Here is a 23,987-nt window from a genome sequence, read left to right on the forward strand (position 1 = left end):
TGCGGGTTCCGCAGGACCGGGCCGGGCGCTTCTCCACCGAGCTGTTCGAGCGCTACCAGCGTTCCGAGCGGGCCTTGGTGGCGACGCTGGCGGAGATGTATGTGCAGGGCGTGTCGACCCGCAAGGTGAAGGCGATCACGGAAGAACTGTGCGGCCATTGACGCACACAACTTTCATGTGCGGGATCCAGGCCGTAAGCCCCAAACCGTCTAAGAGTGGATTGCAGAGTTTTCGCCAGCGCGACGAAGCCGTTGGCCTGTTCTGACCGCTTGACGATCTCAACATTCGCCTGGGCGACGACCTTTTCGGCCTCTTCCGGAGCTCGAGCAGGAAGGGATACGGCCCGAACAGGGTCGCCATCACCATCACGCCGCGTCTCAGTCCGAACGTCGGCGGCATGGACGAGGGCGTGTATCAAGAGGCCCTGGGTGTCGACGACAATAGCTGCTCTTGCCTTGATCTTCTTGCCCGCATCATACCTAAGCGGGTCGATGCAACTCCCCTTTTCGCGCTTCTGACGCTCTGGCCGTCAATGATGGCCGCGGCGAGGGAAACTTCCCGCTCCGCCTGCTCCCGCGAGGTGACGTAGAGCGCATGATGGATGCGGTTGAGCGTGTGCTCTCAGGTCTGTAGGTCCAAACGGCGCTAACCGACGAGGGTGGCGGCGGGTCCTTCGGGATCGCACGCCGCTGGCAGCCGGCCCACAGAACATACACCAGTCGTTGACACCTCGCGCATGTTCACGCGCCGCTTGCCGCCGCCCCGCCTGCCCGGAGTGGATCCGCGGCTCGATCCCCGATCACTCCTCGCCGTCAGGTCCTCGGAAACGCAGGTGATCGCGTCTGTAGCGGCCGGTTTTCAACGGTCCCCGTCGCACTTTCCTTCTCGAATCGGTGCCACGCAAGGAATCACAGCCGATTCCAACCCCGCAAGCCTAAATCCGCTGACCGAATCTCCCGACTCACAAAGTCCTCGAACGGACATTTGGTCGTGACGAAATGTGAACATTACATTTTCGATGCATTAAATGACGATGAATGAAGTTTAATAATTGCGCAATACAACGTTATTTGTATCGCCCAATTGTCGCCACAAATCCGATGGATGTTGATCCATGTTGGCTTGGCCGTGGTGTCTTGTAATTTAATATTGAGTTACTTTACGCTTGCTATCTGTACCTGTAGGTTTGTGTATATGTAGCTTAGTACGGTCTGTTTTATTTGAAAAGAAGGTCCACAACCGCTCTAGAGGCTGGAGGAGGTGCCGTGCACACCGCTCGATCCCGCAACGTCGAACGCATCGGATTCATTGGAACTGGCAGCATGGGGCGACCGATGATCGCCAAGCTCCTGCAAGCCGGCTATCAGGTGGACGTCTACGACATCGATCCCGCGGCTGCGACCGACGTGCTGAAAAAGGGAGCACGCTGGCATCAGGCACCGCGCGACGCGGCCCGCGATTGCGACATTGTCATCACCTGCCTGCCGCTGCCACATGACGTCTTTGACAACATGACGGGCGAGCAAGGCGCTTTGGCCGGAATGCCACCGGGGAGCGTGTGGATCGATACGTCCACCACCGACTACCACAACACGATCGAGATCGCCCGCCGGGCCGCAGCAATAGGTGTGGATTCGCTAGAGGCGCCCGTAAGCAACTTGTCCCACATGGGGGTCGATTTTGCCAATGTCAGCTTTTTCGTCGGCGGGTCACCGGAGGCCTATGTGCGTTGCGAGGCGGTGTTGCAAATCATGGGAGCCGTCTCCTTCCATGTCGGAGACATCGGTCAAGGCCAATCAGTCAAATTACTGACGAATCTACTTTTCTACACTGCAGCCGTTGCGAGCGGCAACGCGCTCTGCCGAAGCGTGCGGGCCGGCGTTCCAGCGCAGCAGGCGTGGCGGAATTTTGCCGGTTCTTCGGCGAACTCCGTTGCAATCGAGCAATTCGCCCCGTTTCTCCTGGATGGCAGCTACGACCGCTCCTGCACCCTGGAGATCACGGTGAAGGATATGGGCTTGACCGTCCAGCTGGCCGACCAACTGCGCGTGGGACTGCCGCTCGGACGGGCGGTCGAAAAGCGTTTTAGCTTGGCGGGACGGAAGTTCGACCGATACGACAGCCACCTGAGAGTCATCGAACTGGCGGAGGTGGTCTTCGGCGTTCGACTGCAAGTGCCGGGTTATCGCGCGCCATCCAAGTACGGTGCCAACCCCACGCATCCGCCAGACCAAGAATTCCTGACCGATCCCGTCGGACGGATCAAACCCAAGCTTGAGCATGTGTTTCCGCTCGACGACATCCCGCTCAGTGGCATCCAGATACGGTTGCTCAAGTCTCTGGTCGGTGAGCTCACCCACGTCAATCGGCTGATTCTTGAAGAGGCGTTTGATCTTGGGCGCGGAATGGGCCTGAGCGATGCCCTGATACACGAGGTTATCACCTGGAGCGTAGGCGCTTCCGCTTGGTCGGACAGCCAAAATGGGCAGTACGACAACAAACAGCTTGTATATCCAGCCGCGGCGCTTGCGAAGACGACGACTATACCGAATCTCATCTGTCCCTGTACGGAGGAACCTGTCATGAACACCCGCGATCAGCAGACGACACTGGCGCAAGCTGCGCGAAAACGCATCAAGGATTCCCATGACCTCGACGGCGACGTCGATCGCTTGACCCACTTCTATCGCGGATGGGCCAGTTCCTACGAGTTGGATGTTGGCCAGGACCGGTACTGCGGGCCGATGATCGTGGCGGAATTGGCGGGCACCGTTCAGACGGCCTATTTGGCCGATGAGCGAGCAGCCATCGCAATCCTGGACGCTGGCTGCGGAACGGGCCTCGTCGGCGTCGAACTGGAACGCCTTGGCTTCCGGTTGATCGATGGGATCGACCTCTCCGAGGCGATGGCCGAACAAGCCCGGCAAACGGGCGTCTACCGCGATGTCCAAGGCGATGTCGACCTTAACGGGCTGCTCCCCGAATACTCCAGTGCAACCTACGATATTACGGTCTGCTGCGGTGTCTTCACGCTCGGTCACATCCGACCGGACGCACTGCGCGAACTTGCTCGCGTCACGCGCCCCAATGGATTCGTCATCGTAAGCACCCGCAAGAGCTATGCGGAGGCCACATCCTTTGAAGATGAGGTGCGGCGCCTGCAGGATGCGGGCGTGCTTGTGACAGCACACTGTCTAAACGACGGCAGATACATCTCGGAGGAGGACGCACACTATTGGGTTTTCAAAGTGACCGACAAAGCCAACGCACCAACGGAGGAGCAGCTATGACCACACTACCGCAAATCTCACTGGCAAAACTGGCAGCCGATGCAACCCGACACGAAGAGCGCGAGCGCCTACGCCTGGCCTGCGAGGAGTACGGGTTCTTCTACCTTGAGCACGGAATCCCGAAAGAACAGATCGCAGAAGCGATCCAGGCTTCCCGGCGATTCTTCACGTTGCCACAGTCGACAAAGGAACGTTACGGTCACGCCACCCAAGACGTATACCCTGCTACCGCCCGTGGGTACAGTCCGTTGTACGGCGAGGTGCTACATCCCGAGGCTGGCCCCGATCCGAAGGAAATGTTCGACCTCGGAATCGAGAACGAAGGCGACCGGCGTCCGTTTGCTGGTTGCACACGCCTTCCGGATGACGCGGTGGCTCCTGGTTTCGCGCGAAGCCTGCTTGCTTTGCAGGCTACCATAGTCAACGACGTTGTGCCGAAGCTCGGAATTGCGCTGGCCGACCTGCTCGATATGGAAGCGGGCTGGTTCCGACGCCATTTCAGCCCGCCGACGGTCCTGCAACGCGTGATCCGGTATCCATCTAGTGGCGGCACGGCCGGAAAGCATACCGACAATGGGTTCTTCACGCTGCTGCTGCAGGAGGAACTTCCCACGCGCTCCTTGCAGGTGTGGTTCGGGGAGCGCTGGGTGCCGGCGCCGAGCTTGCCCGACACTCTCGTGGTCAATCTGGGTGACATGCTTCAGGCTTTGAGTGATAACCGATTCAAGAGCACACCCCATCAGGTCGTGCATACCGGTCCGACTGACCGAATTTCCCTGCCCTTCTTTATCTATCCCGACATCGACGCTTGCCTGACTTCCCGGCAAGGAAAGCAGACCTTCAGTGTGGCGGAAGTGATGCTGCGCAACTTTGAGTCAATCTGGCAAACCCGGGATGGAGCCGGACGCGCGCGAGAGTTGCAGTAAGCCGTTCGGGTCGAGCTTGCAACAACTGGGCCGACGACGCACGGCTCCTAAGCATCCAGCGTCCGCCGTAAGACCTCTACCAGAAGCTAATCGTCCCGCCGTCCTGTGCGAGGCCACGAAGGTCCTGACGTATGAACGAGATCCCTGCACAACGCTCCACTGTAGCACCCCGGGCTTCCTATCGAATCCCGAGCAGCTCAGCGGCCACAGGCTTTGTATTGCTGGCGACCTGTTTCAGGGTGACCCAGGGCGCGCCAGATCGCCAGTCGTGCTCCCTGGGCCCCTGGCATTGGAGTCGCCCGGACATCTGAAGTCTCGACCGTCCGGTATCGAGGTTCTCGTACGCTCGGAGAGCATTATGAGTTTGAAGACATTCATGCGCGCCGTCATCCTCACTGGTCATGGCGGTCTTGACAAGCTTGAGTATCGTGAAGACTGGCCCGTTCCGACGCCGCGCGCCGGAGAAGTGCTCATTGAGGTTGGCGCATGTGGCCTGAACAACGCCGACATCAACACGCGGACGGCTTGGTACTCCAAACGTGTCACCGACGGCATTACGCCCGCAACTGGAAGCGCCGGATTTGCGGAGGCTCAGTTCGACGCAGGCAGTTGGGGAAGCTCTGCGATAAGCTTCCCGCTTATTCAAGGTTCGGACGTGGCGGGCAGGATCGCTGCGGTCGGTGATGGCGTTAGTTCTACCCGGATTGGCGAAAGGGTCATCGTGGATCCTTGGCTTCTTGGGTCGGGAGACTGGATGAACCCTTCGAGCGCCATCTACTTCGGATCGGAATGCAATGGGGGCTTTTCTGAATTCACGACCATAGGCGCCGAAAACGCGCTTCGCGTTGACTGTGATTTGTCTGACGCCCAACTCGCAACGTTCCCTTGCGCCTACGCCACGGCAGAGAATTTGGTGGCGCGCACAGGCCTGAGGCCGGCAGAAACCGTCGTAATCTCCGGCGCTTCCGGGGGCGTGGGAACTGCAGCGATTCAGTTATGCCGATTGCGCGGAGCTCGGATCATCGTTATCGCATCAAGGTCCAAATCGAGCGTTTTGAGGAAGCTTGGCGCTGATGCCGTGGTCGATCGCGAGACGCCGGAAATGTCCGAGGCGATCCGAACTGCGGCCGGCGGCGCCGTCGACGTCGCTCTCGACGTCGTGGGAGGCCGTATCTTTGACCATCTTCTCTGCGCCTTGCGCCACGGTGGACGCTATTCGAGTTCCGGCGCCATTTCGGGACCAATAGTCGATTTTGACCTCAGGCAACTCATCTACAAGGATCTCCAACTGACCGGTGCGACGATCGTGCCGCCGGGAACAGTGAGGCGACTGGTCGATCTGATTGAACGCGGCTTCCTGAGGCCTCTCCTCGCAGCGGAGTATACACTGCCGGATCTTGCAAAGGCCCAACAGGCTTTTATGGAAAAGCGCCACGTTGGGAACATCGTCGTTACTGTCTGAAATGAAGCTTTCCTTAGGCGCGAGATGGAAATTGCCGCTGGCTGACAGGAGGATATCGACCCCCATGTTGCTTATGCGGCGAATTCGAACGCCATGATATGGTACAGTGTTTCGCCGAACAGCTTGTGGGCTTCGTCTTCACAAATCACGCTTGGAAGCAAAGCAACGGTTCACGCACTGTCCGCCCGCTGATCATCTATCGCGACGTTTCGCTCCCCCAGCCGATGACCGTTTCATGCTGGCGATATGCACAGGCGTCGACGGATAAGGTCGGGGAACGCTTGCCGACCAGTGTCGATCCTCAACGGGTCCTTCGTCCGGGACGACATCCCGCGCAGCCAGAGCAGCCAGCAGATCGGGCTCGCCGGACGACAAAATCATGCCAATCCTTCCCGTCACTGGAGAGCCAATGATGCAGTATCCTACCAATCTGACCGATGCCTTGGAATTCATCTGGGGCGAGGGCATCCTTTCGCCGGGCGGGCCGGAGGAGGTCGCGCAGATGCTGGAGGGCATCGACCTTTGCGGCCGCCGCGTTCTCGACATCGGTTCCGGCCTAGGGGGCATCGACGTGCTGCTTGCGGCCAAGCACGGCGCGGCTGCGGTCATCGGCATCGATGTCGAGCCGCAGCTGATCGACTCGGCCCGTGACCTAGCGGCGAAGAAGGGCCTCGCCGGGCGCGTCACCTTCCAGTTGGTCACCACGGGGAAGCTCCCGTTCGCGGATGCGAGCTTCGACCTGGTCTTCTCCAAGGATGCGATGGTACACATTGCCGACAAACTGGCGGTCTACTCAGAGGTTTTCCGCGTGCTCAAGCCTGGCGGCTGGTTCATTGCCGCGGATTGGCTCTGGTCCGAGGGGGCGGCCGAGGGCGCCGTCGTTCATGCCTGGCTCTCGAAAATGCAACTGACATTCGCCTTCACGCCGCCCGCGGACGCCCTCCAGGCGCTCATCGACGCGGGTTTCGCCGAACCAGGGGTCGCCGATCGCCGCCACGAGCTGCAGGAGGCCAACCGCAAGGAGGTAGCGCTGCTCGAAGGTCCGATACGCCAGAGGCTTGCGGCGATGGTCGGCACGGAGATGGCCGAGAGCCGTCTCGCCAGCGCCAAGGGCCGCCAGGCAGCGCTCGATTCCGGCTGCCTCATCCCCTGCCATCTCAGGGGCCGTCGCTGACCTAAGGCGGCATCCCCCGTTCGTCATCCGCTGTGCTATGCCCCATCGCGGTATGGATCATGCTCGCATTCGCCGTTCCGACGATCTCTAAAACGAACTCAGAACATGTATCCTCTACGGCTCGTGAGGTCGGGCCTCCGGGTTCGCGTTCTGCGATGTACTGCGCGCCTCCTCACGCGGGGCGCAGCGAGCTCAAGTGCTGCCGTCGTCCTCGCCTCAAACGGCGACGACTTCGGGCGTGTTTGCCTCAGTCTTAGTCTAGTTGAGGATCGCGACGGACGCTGGCCCGCCACGTCGTCCAGCACTTGAGCTTTTCGAGCCCTCCGTGCCCGGCCAGATGCATGGCTGTCATCCCAGATGCATGGCTGTCATCGTTTTCGGAACCATGGACTATGTCCCTCTCTGGCTCATTCGCCGAGCTCGTCGGTTCAAGAAGTGCCGATTGGAGGATGTATCGGGATCATTCCTCCGCCGCGCCCTGGCCCTGGCCAACTACGTCTGCCATCTGCGGCAGCCCAAACGGATGAGCTTCGGCTAGCGACAGAACCGGTGTCACGCACGCATCGCTGTCAGCGAACAGCTCCGTCCACTCGGCAAGCGGCCGCAACCTCAGCCGTTCGGCTAATCCCCTCTTTGCTTCGGGCCAACCTTCCTTGCGCTCCATCAACGACGACAGCTCAACCCAGCCGAGCTTCCGGCCAATTTCGGCGATGAACTTCGGTTCGAGCGCGCCGACCGCGATCCACTTTCCATCCGACGTGCTGTAGGTGTCGTAGGTCGGCATCCCGCCGCTCAGGGAACCCCGCCAGGATTCCTCGGAATGGCCGCCAAGGATCGTCGCAGCCGAGATGTCGGAAAGGAGATACCTGATGCCGTCGGCTATAGAGAGATGGATGTGCTGCCCCTGCCCGGTTCTTGCCCTTTCTAGGAGGGCCGCCAATATGGCTGACACCGCAAGCGTTCCGCCCGCCGCATAGTCGCCAATTAGGTTCTGCGGAGCGACGGGCTTGTTATGTTCGTCCCGGATGAGAGAAAGCGCACCGGAGAACGCCAGATAGTTAATGTCGTGTCCCGCCCTTGCCGCGTGAGGCACGTCTCGGCCGTAGCCAGTGATCTCGCAGAGCACCAGCCGAGAATTGCGAGATTTCAAGACGTCCCAGCCTAGGCCGAGAGCCTCGAGCTTTCTGGGCCGCATTTCGCTGATGAAGACGTCCGCACTGCCCACGCGTTCGAGCAGATCAGCCCGATCCGTCTCGGACTTGAGGTTAAGCAAAAGGCGAGATTTTCCCCTGGCCAAGGCGTCGTTGGGACCGCCGCGTCCCGCGAGCATTGGATCGTCAGCCGCACCGGCGTACTCCGGTTTCGTCTGCAAGGGATTCACGACGGAAACCACTTCGGCGCCCATGTCGGCAAGCACCATAGATGAGAACGGTCCCGGCGCATTTACCGATATGTCGATCACCCTGATGCCGGTCAAAGCAGTCTTCACCCTCCAGCGTCTCCAGCGGCAATCATGATCTCGGCACTGATCTTCGAGATCTGATGTGCGAAATACTTCTCCGAGCCAGTGCGGTGTCCGGCCGGGATCGTCGGGACGTCCCCTGCCTCCATGACGTGCTCTCGGGCCCTAATCCCCTCCTGACACCGCCACGAGGTTCTGATCGAACTTATGCCGGTGCTTCCTGCTACGCAAGCCAATGGCGAAATTGACCAGGTAGGCTTCCAGCCGGTTCCGTCAGATTGTTCGCCCATCCGCTGAAATGTGATCCGCCTGCCCATGTATTGCCTGCCGGTCAGGCTAGCCCGAGGATAGCAACAGGCTCACCCAGGATAGTCTCGTTGACCTCCACGCCAAGCCCCGGACCGCAATCGTCCGGCAGGCGTATCTCGCCATTCACAACAAGAAGCGGGTTCTTCACGAGCGGGAGGTCGCCGCTGACGTAGTCGTACAGCCCGAAAACGAGGTTGCGCGGAAGCGAGTGTGCGAGGTGGGTCACCGCCGCGAGGAGGATTCCCGTTCCGTAGTAGTCCTCGATGCGGACCGGCACTCCGAGAATTCTGGCAAGCGACATCGCCTGCCGTGTGGCCTCGATACCGCCGATGCACGAGGTCTTAAGCGAGGCGACGTCGAGGACCTGATCTTCGACCGCCTCAAGGAAGCGCCGCGGGCTGTCCAATACTTCGTCAAGCATGATCCGCACGCCAGTTTTCCGGGCGACGGTCCGGCACTCCTCGTAGGTGTCGCAGGGATTCTCAATCATCGGCGAGAGATCGCGTAGCGCCTTGATCACGCGGATCGCGTCATCGACGAGCCAGCCGCGGTTCGGGTCGTACCAGATGCGCTCATGGGGAAGCGCTATCTCTTCGACCATCCGGATGGTCTTGATATCCTCATGTACCTCGCCTGCCCCGACTTTGATCTGGAACCGCGAGTATCCCCTCTTCCGCTCCTTGTCGAACGCGGCAAGCGTCTGGTCGCGTGTTCCGATGCGGACCACGGTGAGCACCGGCACGGAATCCGATATACGTCCGCCCCACAGGTCGATGAGCGGCACGCCATGTGCTTTCGCCGCGAGATCCCACAGCGCCATCTCCAGCGCTGTCTTGGCGTTTCCATGGCCCCTAAGCGCTGCGGACACGTCCCTCAGGATGGCCGCGACCTGTCGCGGATCTCGCCCCAGCACCGCCGGGGAAACGTGTCGGATGCCCTCGCGGGCGCCTGCCGAGAGTTCCGGCAGGTAATAAGGAGGCGCGGAGGAAACTTCGCCCCAGCCGACGAGACCGCCATCGGTTTCGATCTTCACCACGAGGACGTCGAGCGCCGGGTTGATCGACTGGCTCGACACATACCGCGTGAGCTCCATGCCGACGTCGATCGGCACAGAGTAGAGCGTTATCCTCTCGATGCGCATTGGATCACCTCTTCTTCAGGGCGATGCCCTGTCCGGCGCCGGCGGGAACTTCCTGTCCGGTCTGGGACTGCAGGATCTGTTCGAGCCTCTTCGCGACGACAGACCGCCAGTTCTCCGGCCGCCGCTCTGCCAGGTTGAACCCGAGACACTTCACCTCGTTCGTGGCTGCCAGCTCGTTCGTCTCCGACTTCCAGATGTGGTGGAAGAGGACGAAGCGCTTGTTGTCCACGCCGATGAGCTGCGTGGTGACATGGATCGGCGTGCCCAACGCCAGCTCGTTGATGTAGTGAACGTGGTTTTCAACGATGACGTACTCATGGCCATCGCGCGCTTCCATCGTGCTGTCAGGACCGTTCAGCCAGTTCCAGAAAGCCCAGTTCGCATGGTCACCTATAGTCAGATAATGCGCGACATTCACGTGCTGGAAGACGTCGATCCACTGTTCCCGGACTTTCGCCCGGAACAGCGTGAGCGGCGATTCGATATCGCCTGTCCAGGGCAACGGGGCATCATAGACTTCCGCCATTGTCAGCGTCCTTTCCAGTTGGGTGCTCGCTTCTCCGATAGAGCGGCCATTCCTTCGGCGGCGTCCTCGCTCGCATAGACGCGTCGGTACACGGGCAGATCAGCCTCGCGCATGATCCGGTAGGCTTCCCGTTCGCCGAGCCCTTCGGTCACCCGGTCTATCTCCTTGATCGCCTGCAACGAGAGAGGCGCCGATGCGGCGATCCGATCGGCAAGCTCGCGCGCGGCCGACATCAGCTGGCCGCCGGGCACGACCTCATTCACGAGACCCCAGCTCTCCAGCATGTGCGCGCTGACTTGCCTTCCGGTGAACATCATCTCCATTGCTATGGGCCGTGGAAGCCGGCGCGGGAGACGGATCACGCCGCCAGCATCGGCAATGAGACCTATGGCCGCTTCGGTGAGGCCGAACTTCGCATGCGAGGCCGCGACAATCAGGTCTGCGGCCAGGACAAGCTCGAACCCGCCGCCGAGTGCCAGCCCGTTCACCGCCGCGATTACGGGCTTCTTCAGGCCCCAGTACTCCGTGAGGCCAGCGAACCCCCCGATGCCCTGGTCGGCGTCCGGCGCTTCGCCCTCGGCGGCCGACTTGAGGTCCCAACCCGCAGAAAAGAACCTGTCACCTCCGCCAGTGATGATAGCGACCGACAGGCTGTCGTCTTCGCTGAGGGTGCGGAACGCCTCGCCCAGCTCCTTCGACGTCGCGGCGTTGATGGCGTTCGCCTTCGGCCGGTCAAGAACGATCTCGAGCACGCGGCCGCGCCTTTCCGTCTTAACCGGGGAACTCACGCCCGCCACTCCATGAACGGATCCCTCGCCTTTCCGCCCAGGTCCCAGAGAGCCATGTCGACGACCGACTTCGTCGGCTTGTGTCCGCGCATCGCGAAAGCGATCTCCTCCATCCGTGCGCGGTGGTTGCGTGGCTCAGCGCCGAGAAGGATCGAGACGATAAGGTCCAGACCCACGTGTGCCGTCTGCGGCGAGGTCGGCAGGTAGTAGCTAGGCGGGGTCATCGTCTCGCCCCAGCCGCCGAGCCCTTCGTCCGTGTCGCTGCGCAGCACAGTGGTTTCGAGCGGGATCGAGATCTCGAGGGCGTGGGTGTAGGGTTTCCACTTGTCGAGGACAACTCGGTAGGCCGCGAGTCCGGTAATCTTCACCTTTGCGCCTCCACTTTGGGAGGCAGGAGGACCAGGCTGCCGACGTGCTTCTTCTCGAAAAACTCCGACTGAGCGGCGTGGATCTGATCCAGCGGCCAGGACTTCGTGCTGAACGGTTTGATCCGGCCCGCGACGACCAGGTCGATGAGCCGCGGGAACGTGTCGCGCAGGTAGACCGTGGAACCGAACAGGGACAGGTTCTTGAGATAGAGCGTCCGCAGGTCGAGATCGACCTTCGGGCCGCCGATGGCCCCTGCCGTCACGTAGCGGCCGCCACGGCGCAGCAACTTCAGGAGATCGGGGAACTGGTCGCCGCCAACCACGTCTGCCACGAGGCTAAGCTTTCTGCCGCCCGTGATCTCCAGCACCGCAGCGACGAGGTCTGGTGTCTCGCGGTCGATCACGTGATCGGCGCCGAGTTCGGAGACGGCCGCCATCTTCGACATGCCCGCGACCGCAATGACGGTCGCGCCGAGAGCCTTCAGGATCTGCACCAGGAACGTGCCGACGCCGCCGGAGGCGCCTGTGACGAGCGCAAGATCGCCTGCCTTTGCGGCGGCCATCGAGAGCATGTTCATGGCCGTGCCGCCCGAGCATGGAAGGGTCGCAAGAGCCGCATCCGAGAGCGGAAAGTCCTTCGGGACCGAGACGGCATTGACGGACGGGACGGTGGTGAACTGGGCGAACGCGCCGTCGTGCTCGGATCCCAAGAAGCCCGCGCTGTCGAACCCTTCGACATCTTCCGGATCGCGGATATAGGGATCGCACACGACACGTTCACCAATCCGGCTCGCGTCCACGCCCTCGCCGACTGCCACGATGTAGCCGACGGCGTCGGCGCCCTGGATGCGCGGGAACGTAAGCCCGCCCTCCCAGTCACCCATGCCCTTCTCGGCGACCCCGAAGCCGCGATTCCCCCCTTCCGCCGTGGTGCCCGAACTGACCTGCTTGTTGTACCAGCCGGTGCGCGTGTTGATGTCCGTGTTGTTCATGCCAGCGGCAGTCACGTTGACGAGAACTTCCCCGGGACCAGCCTGGCGAACGACAACGTCGTTGCGAACGACCAGCTTGTCGAGGCCGCCGTGACCGACGAGGTGCACGGCCGTCATCTTGTTCGGCGTCATGTTCACGCACCTCTCGCACGCATGAGCTGTCGGCTGATGATGTGACGCTGTATCTCGGAGGTCCCCTCCCAGATGCGCTCGACGCGAGCGTCACGGTAGATACGTTCGAGCGGCAGGTCGGCCATCACGCCCATGCCGCCGCAGGTCTGGATGGCTTGGTCGGCCACGCGCCCGAGCATCTCGGAGCACCAGACCTTCGCCATGGCGCAGTCCTGGGCGATCGTCGGCGCGTTCTGATCCACCTTCCACGCCGTGTTCATCAGCAGAAGGTCGCCGATGCGGATGTCGGTCGCCATGTCGGCGAGCGGGAAGCTGATTCCTTGGAACTTGCCGATCGGCTGCCCGAACTGTTTTCGCTGGGCCGCAAAGTCGACAGCGACCTCGAAAGCACGTTCCGCACGGGCAACGCAGACCGCCGCCACCGTCAGGCGGCCGGGCCCGAGCCAGTCACTCACCACCTTGAAACCCTCGCCTTCGTCACCGACCATCTGCCAGGCGCCGACGCGGACGCTGTCGAAGTTCAGGATGTTGTTGTAGTAGCCGCGGTGACCCATGTGGTCGTAGCCCCTGGCGACTTCGAGACCTGGAGTGTCGAGGTCCACGAGGAAACACGAGATGCGCTTGCGGGAACCGCTCGACGTCTCTTCCTCCCCAGTCGCCGCGAACAGGATCACGAAATCCGAGTTCTGGGCATTCGAGATGAAGTGCTTAGTTCCGTTGATGATCCAGTCGCTGCCGTCCTCGACGGCGCGGGTCTTCATGCCCTTGAGATCGGAGCCAGCGTCGGGTTCAGTCATGGCGATGCATTCCCTCTTCTCGCCCCGCATCACAGGTTCGAGGAAGTGGGCAATCTGCTCTCCTTGGCACGCCGCGAGGATGTTGTTTGGCCGACGAACGCACTCGGCCAAGGCCAGGGATGCCCGTGACAGCCCTTTTTCGACGAGCGTGAAGGACACGCAGTCCAACGCGGCTCCGCCCACGCTTTCTGGCATATTGCAGGCGTGAAGTCCGAGTGCCATCGCCTTGCGGCGGATGTCGAGTTCCAGTTCGCGCGGCAGTTCACTCGTCCGCTCAAGCAACGCTTCGTGCGGGATGAGTTCGGTTTCGCAGAAGTTGCGGACCGTCTTGGAGAGCATCTCCTGCTCTTCGGTCAGCGAGAAGTCCATCAGTCCAGCCCTTCGTAACGAGCATTGGCGTGATCGAGGGCGGCCCGCAGTCCCTTTTCGGCGGTCATCCGGCTGAACTCCGCGTATTCGGGCACAGGCTGCGCGCCCATGATGGCAACCTGCTCGAGGTAGTAGTCGGTCGCCGTCCTGAGCCCCTGCATCTCGTAGACGCGATTCAGATACATCTTGTGCATCCGCTGCATCTCGCGCGGCATCCGCGCCATCAGTGTGGCCTTGCGCCAGGTAGCTTCCGCGAGCTGGTCCGGCTCGACCACGTCGGTGACCAGGCCCATTTCCTTCGCCTGGGCGGCGGTCAGTTCCCTGCCTGTCAGGAGAAGGTCCTTGGCGGTCTTCATGTTCACCACCCAAGGTAGGAACATGCAGTGCCCCGACACGCCGTAGCGGACCTCGTTGTAGCCCATTCGGGTGTCCGAGGTGACGATCGAGACGTCGCAGAACAAGGACAGCTCGAACCCCTTGCCGATGGCGTACTTGTGGACCGAGGCTATGACCGGCTTGGTGACGGTCCAGGGAGTGGTGAACTCCTCGAACTGATGGATGTAGTGGGCGCGGTACTCGTAGATCGACGTGCGGTCCTCCGAGGCGTCTTCATCAAGATCGTGTCCGGCGCAAAATCCCCGGCCGTTCCCGCGGATGACGATAACATTGACATTGTCGTCGCGGTCCGCGCGCAGAAGGCCTGCCTGTAGTTCGGCGATAAGCCTCAGGTTCATCGCATTCAGCTTCTCCGGCCTGTTCAGTGTCAGCCAGCAGACGTGCTCGGAGTCCACCTCGTAGACAAGGTGCCTGTAATCGGTGGTAGTGATACCCTGCATGGCCTTCCCCTTTGTGTTAGGCGACACACTTCTTGCGGTGTGCAAGCTTCAGAACCGCGTCCACGGCAAGCGCGCCTTCTCGGCCGACCAGGATCGGGTTGATTTCGATTTCTTCGGCGCCCTCGGCGATGGCGAAGAGGCCCAGGGCCTCCAGCGTGTCGAGCAGCGCCTCGCGGTCGCCTGCGGGACGGCCCCGCCATCCCTTCAGGCGCTCGGCCACCTTCAGACGGTCGAACGCACGCGAGAGTTCTTCACGGCGGAATGGCGCAGCGACCAAAGTGCTGTCATTCCAGAGCTCGGCTTCCACTCCGCCGCCGGCGATCATCATGATGGAACCGACGGACGGATCGTAAGTCACGGCAGCCAAGACCTCGGCAACGGTGTTCGCCGCCATCGCCTCTACGAGGACGAGGTTCAATGGAATGTTCGGTGCGAGGCGGCCCATGTCCGATCGCATCTTGTCGACCGCGTCGCGCACCTCCTGGGCCGAGGACAGGCCGATGCAAACCGCACCGACCTCGGACTTGTGAATGAGGCGGGGGTCGAGAGCTTTGAGAACAACCGGGAAGCCGATTTCGGTGGCGACTTCGTGGGCCTTCTCGGGACTGGAGACTCTCGACTTGGGAACCCGGACTCCAGCCCCTGCCAGCATCGACTTGGCTGATGCCTCGTCTTGATAGGTGCCGGCTTCAGGAACAATCGACTGGGCCGCGGTCAGCTGCTCCAGCCCTGCGGCATTCAGCTCTTCGCGGCGCTCGCGCCACCAGACACCGTGTGACATCGCACGCATACATTCCTCCAGACCCTGCATGGCGGCAAGGCCGAGGGTCTGGGTGTGATCCCGGGCGTGGGCCGGGAAGCAGTCGATCATGGGGGCCAGCTGCATGGCGGCGACGTCGCGGCCTCGGCAGGCCGCGCCGAGCGCCTCGACCTGCGCAGCGTATTCGCTGATGTCCCACATGCCTTCGCGGGGATAGTTCTGCACCATCAGGGCGGCGTCGTAGCCTTCGTCGAGCAGCGCAGAGTAGATGGCCGTCTGACGGTCCTTGTCGTTCCAGGCGCCCATGGTGACATCCTGCGGATTGCCAGGCGTTGCCATCAAGGGAAGGACTTCCCGCAGGCGGGCGACCCGGTCCCCGGTCGGCTGAGGAAGCTCGAATCCTGCGGCGCTAAGGTGGTCGGCGAGCATCACGCCCAGCACCCCGGACACGGCCGTCACGAGAACTCTGCGTCCCTTGGGCGCCTGCCCCGAATGGAAGAGCTTCAGCGTCTCGAAGAACTCGGATTCCGAGTTGGTGGAGATGATGCCCAGCCTGTCGAAGAGTGCCTCCCAGGCAGCCCCTGCCCCGGTCATCGACGCGGTATGGGAAGCCGCCGCCTGCGCGCCTGCAGCCGTCTTGCCGAACTTGATGGCGACGATTGGCTTGCCGAGCTTAAGCGCCTTCGCCGCAGCCTTGCGGAGAACCGACACATCCCGAAGACTTTCAAAGGACAGGCCGACGGCAGTCACGCGCGGATCGTCGAGCAGGTAGTCAACGCAGGCTTCCATGCCGGTAATCGCCTGATTGCCACCACCGACAAGATGCGTGATTGGCAGACCTCGATCGGAGAATACCGCGTCGCACAGAAGGCCACCGCCCTGGCTGACGACGGCGACGCCCTTTTCGACCGAGTGGACCCCGAACTGGTCCATCATGGCTGCCATCGGATCGACGAAGTTGACCAGTCCGACGGCGTTTGGGCCGAGCATGGCCATGTCGCCAGCCGCGGCGACGAGCTCCGCCTGCAGGTTGCCACCGTCGGTCCCCGTCTCGGCGAAACCGGCGGCGTTGCAAACGATTGCTCTACAGCCTTTGACACGGAGCGATCCGACCGCTTCCAGCGCGGCTTCGCGCCGGATTGCGATGAAAGCCAGATCAGGCGCCTGCGGAAGCGCCTCGATCCAGGGGACGCAAGGAAATCCTTGCAGGGTCTCGTATTTGGGATTCACCACCCAGGTGTCTCCGGAGAAGCCGAGGTCGCGGTGGTATTTCAATGCGGGATTGAGATTGCTGCCCCCGATGAACGCCACAGATTTGGGGCGGAAGAGGGCATCGAGGGGCTGTGTCATCTGGTTTCCGGGGATAAGAAGCTTGCCTGAAGCATAGCGATCTGCTTCCTTCCCTGGATGATCCGAGCAGACAAAAAAATGACCTGACTGAACATGAAGGTGGTAACTATCGTAATTGGCGAAGGCTTCCCGCTTCTGTCGCTTTCGCTCATCACGGAACCGCTCCGGCTGGCGAATCGAGAAAGTCAGGGACCGGTCTTTCGCTGGCGCGTCTTGAGTATTGACGGGACGACACCGCGGTCCTCTTCAGGCCATGCTCTGGAGATTCAGGGCGGGCTGGATGAACAGCCGACAGATGCCGTCATTCTGTTGGCTTCCTACGCCCCGGACCGCATGAAGACCAACGCGGTATTGAGCTGGCTCAGGCGCCGCGCCCGGACTGGATCCCTTATGGGCTGCGTCGACACCGGGGCCCTCATCTTTGCCGAGGCGGGCCTTCTCGACAGGCGACCTGCGGCCGCGCACCACGAGGCGATCGTCGGGTTCCGTGAAAGCCGCGGCGAAGCCTTCTTCGCCGATCGCCTGTTCGATCTCGATCATGATCGCTGCTCAAGTGCGGGCGGAGTCGTAACGATCGACATGACGCTGGCCATGATTTCGCATTTTGAAAACAAACGATTGGCGCGCCGAGTCGCAGAGATCCTGAACTATCGGCCTCTGGAATCGGAACGCGCGGATGGATCGTTCGGGTTCGACTGGTCGATCCCTCGCCTCAACCGGACGCTCGCGAAGGCTATTGAGATGATGCTTGCGAACATGGAATCGCCACTTCCGATCAGGGAGATCGCCAACCGCCTGGAGGCCAAGGAATGGAAGCTTCGTCGGCTCTTCCTGCGGCACCTCGGACAGTCACCGCAGACCTACTACCTGGAACTACGCCTCGATCGCGCACGCAATCTCTTGCGAAATTCACGAGAGCGGGTAGGCAATATCGCCCTCATGTGCGGTTTTTCGGCAAGCGAAAGCCTGAGCCGTGCCTATCGAAAACGGTTCAAGGTGGCTCCCAGCCTCGACAGATCGCTTTATGGGCAACCCGACAAATCCGGCGAAGCCTTCGCGTGAGGCCTAGCTGCCTGGCAAAAGATACAAACCTATGAGACGGCTTTCCACAGTGCGCTTCGCAGCCTGCGACACAGGCTCGGTCCATAGGCCTGTTGGCTTCAGAAGTTGAAATCCCTGCATTCTCGCTTTAAGCCGACATATGTTCAAATCCCGAGCAGTTCCGTGTACGCGTGATGAGGTGGTCGGAAGATCTCTTTCCTTCTCGCCCTGTTTGACGATCCTGCCATGCTGCATGAGGTCACGTCGTCGGCCACCGTTGTTGAGTCGCCAACACTTAAAAACGAAAAGCAGTCCTCCGGCCACCCAAGGTCCAATGTTGGGTGATCGTAAAATCAGCGAAGGGTGTACGGCAATGCGCCACGTTGGCTTTGATCGACTGCAATCTTGCTCTTGAGCGGCGGGACGGCACGTTGGACGCAATTCAGCCGCTCACAAATGCGGCATGAAACACCGATCGGCTCGAATGCCAACCGATTGTTCAGGTCGGTACCGTCGGCATAGACGAAGTCTTGCGCATGGGCTACCTCACAGCCAAGAGCAATGGCGTATCGTCGTTGCGGAGTATTGAATCCGCCGCTGCCTTTGGCAATTTCGGTGGCTATGCTGAGATAGCGCGCGCCATCGGGCGTCTCAGCCAGTTGGCGGATGATGCGGCCCGGCGTCTCAAAGGCCTGATGTAAGTTCCAAAGCGGGCATGCTGCCCCGAAGCGAGCGAATTGCAATTTGGCGGCGCTATGACGCTTGGTGATATTTCCCGCGCGATCGATGCAGGCGAAGAACACAGGTACGCCCTTGACGCCCGGCCGCTGCAAGGTCGAAAGACGATGCGCGACCTGTTCAAGACTCGCACCAAAACGTGTCGCCATCAATTCAAGGTCGTGACGAAGTTCTTTCGCCGCCACCAGAAAATGCTGATAGGGCAGCGTCAGCGCTCCGGCGAAGTAATTGCGCAAACCGATCTTGCAGATCTCACCAGATTCTTGGGTGCGGAAGTTTGTTCGCTGGACTATCGCATCGATCTCTTTGTCCATCTCCAAGGCGGCCACCTGGAACGCCATCTGAAAAGTTCGCGTCGATGTCGGCGAATAGGGATTGAGGAAGAGTGCGCGGGAAGCACCGTCATATCGGCGCAGGATATCCTCGCCGGATTGCGAGCGCAGGATCCGAACACCGTGCTGGCTCTCCAGATAGGTCGGCAACACAAGCGCAGCATCGCGGTCAGGAATGCCAAGGCTCGTCGCCAGGCGCTCGGCTGCCAGATCAAGGTCGGAAATATAGTTGTCGACGAAGTGGAAGAAATCGCGGACCTCTTCGTAGGGCGTCGGATCACCGACGGCGTTTGAGCGGACCATGTGATCATCGAAGCTTGCAAGCTGTTCGCTGTTGCGGCGATAGGCTTGGTGGCTGGCAATCAAAGCATGCGCAAAGCCCGGCGCGTTCTGAGTGACGAGTTTCAACTCCTGCAAACTCGGCGAATAGGCACCTAAAACCGGATCTGCAAGAGCCTCGCTAAGCGCCGAGAGCAGACGGTCGCTGTCGCTTCCCGACATGGATGCGATATCGATCTTGAAGTTCTCGGCAAGCGATAAGAGCACTGAGGCCGAAACCGGCCGCTGATTATTTTCTATCTGATTGAGGTAGCTGGTCGAGATGCCAATGCGCTCGGCGAAGGCGGCCTGCGTCGCCTTGCTGCTTTCGCGCAGAGCGCGGACTTTTGTACCGACAAAAAGTTTGCCTATGGCCATGTTCGCAACTTCGCAAATGCAGATTACAAATTGCTATATTACACCTTCGCTCCTTTTCAAAGGTTCCCTCATTCGGTCGCGCCACCTAAAGGTTGGTGGCAGCAGTTAGGGGACCTTTGGAGGAGAGCCGAAATGACCATCTACAACGCCATTGCGAGACGGCGGGGGGCGAGCAACCCTGCAGTCGACGGAACCACCATCTTCGCAGCCTCGCTGCTGCTCGCCCTTTCGGCCAAGGTTGCGGTGCCGTTCCATCCGGTGCCGATCACCATGCAGACTTTCGTCGTCATTGGCCTGGGATTGGCGCTGGGGCCTGCACGCGGCGTCGCCGCTGTTTCTCTTTACCTGGCCGAGGGCGCTGCCGGTTTCCCGGTCTTCGCCGGTACGCCGGAAAAAGGCGTCGGCCTTGCCTATATGATGGGGCCGACGGGAGGGTATCTCCTTGGCTTCTTGCCGGCCGTGCTCCTTGCCGGTTGGCTCGCGGTCCGCGGCTGGGACCGTAATCCGCTTTCCGCAATGGCTGCAGCCCTGTTTGCCGGGGCTATCATTTATGTACCTGGGCTGCTGTGGCTTGGCGCCGTACTCGGCTTCGACAAGCCCATTCTCCAGTTCGGACTCTATCCCTTCATGCTCGGCGACATCGTCAAGGCGCTTCTGGCTGTTCTTGTTTTCCCGACGGCATGGAAATGGGTTGACGCGCGAGCCGGCCGCTGATGCGCGCGGTTCTCGAACAGTTGGAATTCCGTCGCGCCGAGGCTCGCCTCGGCGGCGGGCAAAAGCGCATCGATGCGCAGCATGCCAAGGGCAAGCTGACGGCGCGTGAACGCCTCGACGTCCTTCTCGATGAGGGGTCGTTCGAGGAATACGACATGTATGTCACTCATCGCACAGTCGATTTCGGAATGGCCGCCCAGAAAGTGGCGGGCGACGGCGTCGTAACGGGCTGGGGCACGATCAACGGTCGTCTGGTCTATGTCTTCTCCCAGGATTTCACCGTGCTTGGTGGCTCGTTGTCGGAGACCCACGCCCAGAAGATCTGCAAGATCATGGACATGGCTGTGCGCAATGGCGCGCCGGTTATCGGACTGAATGATTCCGGCGGCGCGCGCATCCAGGAAGGCGTGGCTTCGCTGGCCGGCTATGCCGACGTCTTCAAGCGCAATGTCGATGCGTCGGGGGTGATACCGCAGATCTCCGTCATTATGGGTCCTTGCGCCGGCGGCGCGGTGTATTCGCCAGCCATGACCGATTTCATCTTCATGGTCCGCGATTCGTCGTACATGTTCGTCACCGGTCCAGACGTGGTTAAGACTGTCACCAACGAAATTGTTACCGCCGAAGAACTTGGCGGTGCGCGCACGCACACAACCAGATCGTCCGTCGCCGATGGCGCCTACGAAAACGACGTCGAGACCCTTGAGCAAGTTCGCGCCCTCTTCGATTTCCTTCCGCTCAACAATCGCGAAAAGCCGCCGGTCCGCCCCTTCCACGATAATCCGTCACGGCTCGAGATGCGGCTCGACACGCTGGTGCCGGACAGCGCCAGCAAACCCTACGACATGCGTGAGCTGATCCTGGCAATCGCCGACGAGGGTGATTTCTTCGAAATCCAGGAGGCCTTTGCTAGAAACATCCTCACCGGTTTCCTACGCATCGAGGGCCAGACGGTCGGTGTGGTTGCCAACCAGCCGATGGTGCTGGCGGGCTGCCTCGACATCGACTCCTCGCGCAAGGCGGCGCGCTATGTCCGCTTTTGCGACGCCTTCTCGATCCCGATCCTGACCCTCGTCGACGTGCCCGGTTTCTTGCCCGGCACGGCGCAGGAATATGGCGGCGTCATCAAGCATGGAGCGAAGCTGTTGTTTGCCTACAGCCAGGCGACGGTGCCGATGGTGACGCTGATCACGCGCAAGGCCTATGGCGGGGCCTATGACGTCATGGCCTCCAAGCATATTGGCGCCGATGTCAACTATGCCTGGCCGACGGCCGAGATCGCGGTGATGGGCGCCAAGGGTGCGACCGAAATCCTTTATCGCTCGGAACTTGGCGACAAGGACAAGATCGCCCAGCGCACCAAGGACTATGAGGAGCGTTTCGCCAATCCTTTCGTCGCTGCCGAACGTGGCTTCATCGACGAGGTGATCATGCCGCATTCCTCGCGCCGACGCATTGCCCGTGCCTTCGCGGCGTTACGGGGCAAGAGCGTCGATGCGCGCTGGAAGAAACACGACACGATGCCGCTGTAGAGGTGAAACTATGTGCAATCACGTGTTCTGCGGTGAACGCATTTATGTGACGCCGGGACAGCTTTCCGATCTCGTCGGCGGGCCACGAGGTCTAGTCTGGTTGGGGCACGCCGGTGAAATGGATTGGTGCCTTTGCGCCATCGACCTGCCGACGACGCTGAATCGCGCCAAGCTCAGTTGGAAGCAGGATACCGACGCGTCGACTTTCACAGTTGAACGATAGGCAAAGAATGTTCGAGAAAATCCTCATCGCCAATCGTGGCGAAATCGCCTGCCGTGTCATCAAGACCGCAAGGAAGCTCGGCATTGCCACTGTCGCAGTCTATTCAGATGCCGATCGCGAGGCGTTGCATGTCAAGATGGCCGACGAAGCCGTGCATATCGGTCCGCCGCCTTCGAGCCAGTCCTACATCGTCGTCGGCAAGATCCTCGAAGCGGTGAAGCAGACCGGCGCCGACGCCGTGCATCCGGGCTATGGCTTCCTGTCGGAGAACGCTAATTTCGCCGAGGCGTTGAAACCCATGGGCGTCGCCTTCATCGGGCCACCGCCGGTGGCGATCGAGGCGATGGGCGACAAGATCACGTCGAAGAAGATCGCCGCATCGGCCGGGGTCTCGATCGTGCCTGGCCATATGGGGTTGATCGCGGATGCCGACGAGGCGGTGAAGATCGCCGACGAGATCGGCTATCCGGTGATGATCAAGGCGTCGGCGGGCGGTGGCGGCAAAGGCATGCGGATCGCCTGGAACGATATCGAGGCGCGCGAGGGGTTTCAATCGTCGAAGAACGAGGCGAAATCGTCTTTCGGCGACGACCGCATCTTCATCGAGAAGTTCGTTACCCAGCCGCGCCACATCGAGATTCAGGTGCTCGGCGACCAGCATGGCAACCTGATCCATCTTGGCGAACGAGAATGCTCGATCCAGCGCCGCAACCAGAAGGTCGTCGAGGAAGCGCCGTCGCCTTTTCTCGACGCATCGACGCGCAAGGCCATGGGTGAGCAGGCGGTGGCACTCGCCAAGGCTGTCGGTTACTTTTCGGCTGGCACGGTCGAGTTCATCGTCGATGCGCAAAAGAAGTTCTATTTTCTCGAAATGAACACGAGGCTGCAGGTCGAGCATCCGGTGACGGAGTTGATCACCGGTATCGACCTAGTCGAGGAGATGATCCGCATTGCGGCCGGTGAACCGCTTCGCCTGACGCAGGACGAGGTGAGGTTGACAGGTTGGGCGATCGAAAGCCGGCTGTATGCCGAAGATCCCTATCGAAACTTCCTGCCGTCGATTGGCAGGCTGAGCCGTTATCGTCCGCCGATGGAAGGCGTACTCGACGACGGGGCGATCGTGCGCAACGATACCGGTGTCTTCGAGGGCGGCGAGATTTCCATGTATTATGATCCGATGATCGCCAAGCTGTGCGCCTGGGCGCCGGACGGACAGGGGACATCCGCCCGGCTGGCGGCTATCGATGCCATGGCCCGCGCCCTCGACGACTTCGAAGTGGAGGGTATCGGCCACAATCTGCCGTTCCTGTCCGCTGTCATCGACCATCCGCGCTTTCGCCAGGGAAGGCTGACGACTGCGTTTATCGCCGAGGAATATCCGGACGGGTTTTCTGGGGTCGAACCGTCCGCGGAGGATGCCAGGAAGCTGGCGGTGATCGCCGCCTTCATCAATCTGCGGATGCAGGAACGCAACGTGCTGATTTCTAGTGCGATGGACAATCACCGTCGGCTGGTGGGGCACGACTGGGTCGCGATGTTAGCCGGCAAAAGCTTTGGCATCACGATTGGTGAAAAGGGCGGCAAGGTCGTCGTCGCCCTCGGCGGCGAGACTCCGGTCGCAGTCGGCAGCGACTGGCAGCCGGGGTGCAGCCAAGCTCGGTTCACGATCGACGATGAGACGCTTGGCGTGAAGACGTCAAACGTGGCGACGGGCATCCGTTTGCGATGGCGAGGCATGGATGTGTTGGCCCATGTCCGCACGCCCCGCATTGCCGAGCTGGCGCTGCTGATGCCGGAAAAGCTGCCACCAGACACCTCCAAGATGCTGCTCTGTCCGATGCCCGGCGTGATAACCGCCGTCTCGGTTAAGGCGGGGGATCAGGTCGAGGCAGGGCAGGCGCTTGCGACGGTCGAAGCCATGAAAATGGAAAACGTGCTGCGCGCCGAGCGCCGGGCAACGATCCGGCGCATCGCCACGGAAGCCGGCGCCAGCCTGGCCGTCGATGAACTGATCATGGAATTCGAGTGA

Annotated in this window: 18 protein-coding genes and 2 pseudogenes; 10 read left to right on the forward strand and 10 right to left on the reverse strand. The window is 61.1% G+C overall.

Annotation, left to right across the window (positions count from 1 at the left end; all coding sequences use genetic code 11):
* The 6 genes and pseudogenes from NKI10_RS27000 to NKI10_RS27025 all read left to right on the forward strand — a co-directional run.
* Nucleotides 1–158, forward strand: a pseudogene (locus NKI10_RS27000) (transposase); the annotation flags it as partial.
* A gap of 1,107 nt (nt 159–1,265) precedes the next feature.
* The gene (locus tag NKI10_RS27005; protein ID WP_352862324.1) at nt 1,266–3,290 is read left to right on the forward strand and encodes an NAD(P)-binding domain-containing protein; all 2,025 of its coding nucleotides are present in this window, start codon (nt 1,266–1,268) and stop codon (nt 3,288–3,290) included.
* Nucleotides 3,287–4,216 carry a 2-oxoglutarate and iron-dependent oxygenase domain-containing protein gene (locus tag NKI10_RS27010; protein WP_352862325.1) on the forward strand — a complete coding sequence of 310 codons (930 nt, stop codon included), beginning with the start codon at nt 3,287–3,289 and terminating at the stop codon, nt 4,214–4,216. Before NKI10_RS27005 ends, NKI10_RS27010 begins: the two co-directional genes overlap by 4 nt.
* Nucleotides 4,217–4,574: 358 nt before the next feature.
* Complete coding sequence (locus NKI10_RS27015; protein WP_031194175.1) at nt 4,575–5,678, forward strand: alcohol dehydrogenase family protein; 1,104 nt, start codon at nt 4,575–4,577, stop codon at nt 5,676–5,678.
* A gap of 77 nt (nt 5,679–5,755) precedes the next feature.
* Nucleotides 5,756–6,050 (forward strand): annotated as a pseudogene (locus NKI10_RS27020) (5-methyltetrahydropteroyltriglutamate--homocysteine S-methyltransferase); the annotation flags it as partial.
* 37 nt (nt 6,051–6,087) lie between these two features.
* Nucleotides 6,088–6,852, forward strand: a complete 765-nt coding sequence (locus NKI10_RS27025; RefSeq protein ID WP_352862326.1) for a class I SAM-dependent methyltransferase — start codon at nt 6,088–6,090, stop codon at nt 6,850–6,852.
* A 460-nt stretch (nt 6,853–7,312) separates the two neighbouring features.
* Here the strand turns inward: NKI10_RS27025 and NKI10_RS27030 are convergent, their stop codons facing one another.
* The 9 genes from NKI10_RS27030 to NKI10_RS27070 all read right to left on the reverse strand — a co-directional run bounded on the left by NKI10_RS27030 (nt 7,313) and on the right by NKI10_RS27070 (nt 16,682).
* On the reverse strand, nt 7,313–8,329 hold the full coding sequence (locus tag NKI10_RS27030; RefSeq protein ID WP_352862327.1) for a CaiB/BaiF CoA transferase family protein: 1,017 nt from the start codon (nt 8,327–8,329) through the stop codon (nt 7,313–7,315).
* 316 nt (nt 8,330–8,645) lie between these two features.
* Nucleotides 8,646–9,764: a mandelate racemase/muconate lactonizing enzyme family protein gene (locus tag NKI10_RS27035; protein ID WP_023820205.1), complete on the reverse strand. Its 1,119-nt coding sequence runs from the start codon at nt 9,762–9,764 to the stop codon at nt 8,646–8,648.
* Between the two features lie 4 nt (nt 9,765–9,768).
* On the reverse strand, nt 9,769–10,290 hold the full coding sequence (locus tag NKI10_RS27040) for an acyl-CoA thioesterase (RefSeq protein WP_352862328.1): 522 nt from the start codon (nt 10,288–10,290) through the stop codon (nt 9,769–9,771).
* 2 nt (nt 10,291–10,292) lie between these two features.
* On the reverse strand, nt 10,293–11,042 hold the full coding sequence (locus tag NKI10_RS27045; RefSeq protein ID WP_348625881.1) for an enoyl-CoA hydratase-related protein: 750 nt from the start codon (nt 11,040–11,042) through the stop codon (nt 10,293–10,295).
* Between the two features lie 32 nt (nt 11,043–11,074).
* Nucleotides 11,075–11,446, reverse strand: a complete 372-nt coding sequence (locus NKI10_RS27050; protein ID WP_352862329.1) for a hypothetical protein — start codon at nt 11,444–11,446, stop codon at nt 11,075–11,077.
* On the reverse strand, nt 11,443–12,570 hold the full coding sequence (locus NKI10_RS27055; RefSeq protein WP_352862330.1) for an alcohol dehydrogenase family protein: 1,128 nt from the start codon (nt 12,568–12,570) through the stop codon (nt 11,443–11,445). The genes NKI10_RS27050 and NKI10_RS27055 overlap by 4 nt, the downstream gene beginning before the upstream one ends.
* A gap of 2 nt (nt 12,571–12,572) precedes the next feature.
* The gene (locus NKI10_RS27060; protein WP_023820210.1) at nt 12,573–13,736 is read right to left on the reverse strand and encodes an acyl-CoA dehydrogenase family protein; all 1,164 of its coding nucleotides are present in this window, start codon (nt 13,734–13,736) and stop codon (nt 12,573–12,575) included.
* Nucleotides 13,736–14,572: an enoyl-CoA hydratase/isomerase family protein gene (locus NKI10_RS27065; protein ID WP_155924295.1), complete on the reverse strand. Its 837-nt coding sequence runs from the start codon at nt 14,570–14,572 to the stop codon at nt 13,736–13,738. The genes NKI10_RS27060 and NKI10_RS27065 overlap by 1 nt, the downstream gene beginning before the upstream one ends.
* A gap of 16 nt (nt 14,573–14,588) precedes the next feature.
* Complete coding sequence (locus NKI10_RS27070) at nt 14,589–16,682, reverse strand: acetate--CoA ligase family protein (RefSeq protein WP_352862331.1); 2,094 nt, start codon at nt 16,680–16,682, stop codon at nt 14,589–14,591.
* 93 nt (nt 16,683–16,775) lie between these two features.
* Between NKI10_RS27070 and NKI10_RS27075 the strand changes: the two genes are divergently transcribed.
* Nucleotides 16,776–17,744: a GlxA family transcriptional regulator gene (locus tag NKI10_RS27075; RefSeq protein WP_081740777.1), complete on the forward strand. Its 969-nt coding sequence runs from the start codon at nt 16,776–16,778 to the stop codon at nt 17,742–17,744.
* Nucleotides 17,745–18,076: 332 nt separating this feature from the next.
* On the opposite strand, the gene NKI10_RS27080 is transcribed toward NKI10_RS27075, so the two are convergent.
* On the reverse strand, nt 18,077–19,489 hold the full coding sequence (locus tag NKI10_RS27080) for a helix-turn-helix domain-containing protein (RefSeq protein WP_352862332.1): 1,413 nt from the start codon (nt 19,487–19,489) through the stop codon (nt 18,077–18,079).
* A 132-nt stretch (nt 19,490–19,621) separates the two neighbouring features.
* Here NKI10_RS27080 and NKI10_RS27085 point away from each other — a divergent pair, with 132 nt between their 5' ends.
* From NKI10_RS27085 to NKI10_RS27095, 3 genes are all read left to right on the forward strand, one after another.
* The gene (locus NKI10_RS27085) at nt 19,622–20,203 is read left to right on the forward strand and encodes a biotin transporter BioY (RefSeq protein ID WP_352862333.1); all 582 of its coding nucleotides are present in this window, start codon (nt 19,622–19,624) and stop codon (nt 20,201–20,203) included.
* Nucleotides 20,203–21,735, forward strand: coding sequence for an acyl-CoA carboxylase subunit beta (locus NKI10_RS27090; protein WP_352862334.1), 1,533 nt, complete (start codon nt 20,203–20,205; stop codon nt 21,733–21,735). The genes NKI10_RS27085 and NKI10_RS27090 overlap by 1 nt, the downstream gene beginning before the upstream one ends.
* A gap of 230 nt (nt 21,736–21,965) precedes the next feature.
* The gene (locus NKI10_RS27095) at nt 21,966–23,987 is read left to right on the forward strand and encodes an acetyl-CoA carboxylase biotin carboxylase subunit (protein WP_352862335.1); all 2,022 of its coding nucleotides are present in this window, start codon (nt 21,966–21,968) and stop codon (nt 23,985–23,987) included.

This window comes from Mesorhizobium sp. M0802, from assembly GCF_040320115.1.
Lineage (GTDB): Bacteria > Pseudomonadota > Alphaproteobacteria > Rhizobiales > Rhizobiaceae > Mesorhizobium.

Bases quoted from the DNA above. Each gene is read 5' to 3' on its own strand.
- NKI10_RS27010 (WP_352862325.1), top strand. From the start codon at position 3,287: ATGACCACACTACCGCAAATCTCACTGGCAAAACTGGCAGCCGATGCA.
- NKI10_RS27015 (WP_031194175.1), top strand. From the start codon at position 4,575: ATGAGTTTGAAGACATTCATGCGCGCCGTCATCCTCACTGGTCATGGC.
- NKI10_RS27025 (WP_352862326.1), top strand. From the start codon at position 6,088: ATGATGCAGTATCCTACCAATCTGACCGATGCCTTGGAATTCATCTGG.
- NKI10_RS27035 (WP_023820205.1), bottom strand. From the start codon at position 9,764: ATGCGCATCGAGAGGATAACGCTCTACTCTGTGCCGATCGACGTCGGC.
- NKI10_RS27040 (WP_352862328.1), bottom strand. From the start codon at position 10,290: ATGGCGGAAGTCTATGATGCCCCGTTGCCCTGGACAGGCGATATCGAA.
- NKI10_RS27055 (WP_352862330.1), bottom strand. From the start codon at position 12,570: ATGACGCCGAACAAGATGACGGCCGTGCACCTCGTCGGTCACGGCGGC.
- NKI10_RS27060 (WP_023820210.1), bottom strand. From the start codon at position 13,736: ATGGACTTCTCGCTGACCGAAGAGCAGGAGATGCTCTCCAAGACGGTC.
- NKI10_RS27065 (WP_155924295.1), bottom strand. From the start codon at position 14,572: ATGCAGGGTATCACTACCACCGATTACAGGCACCTTGTCTACGAGGTG.
- NKI10_RS27070 (WP_352862331.1), bottom strand. From the start codon at position 16,682: ATGACACAGCCCCTCGATGCCCTCTTCCGCCCCAAATCTGTGGCGTTC.
- NKI10_RS27075 (WP_081740777.1), top strand. From the start codon at position 16,776: ATGAAGGTGGTAACTATCGTAATTGGCGAAGGCTTCCCGCTTCTGTCG.
- NKI10_RS27080 (WP_352862332.1), bottom strand. From the start codon at position 19,489: ATGGCCATAGGCAAACTTTTTGTCGGTACAAAAGTCCGCGCTCTGCGC.
- NKI10_RS27085 (WP_352862333.1), top strand. From the start codon at position 19,622: ATGACCATCTACAACGCCATTGCGAGACGGCGGGGGGCGAGCAACCCT.
- NKI10_RS27090 (WP_352862334.1), top strand. From the start codon at position 20,203: ATGCGCGCGGTTCTCGAACAGTTGGAATTCCGTCGCGCCGAGGCTCGC.
- NKI10_RS27095 (WP_352862335.1), top strand. From the start codon at position 21,966: ATGTTCGAGAAAATCCTCATCGCCAATCGTGGCGAAATCGCCTGCCGT.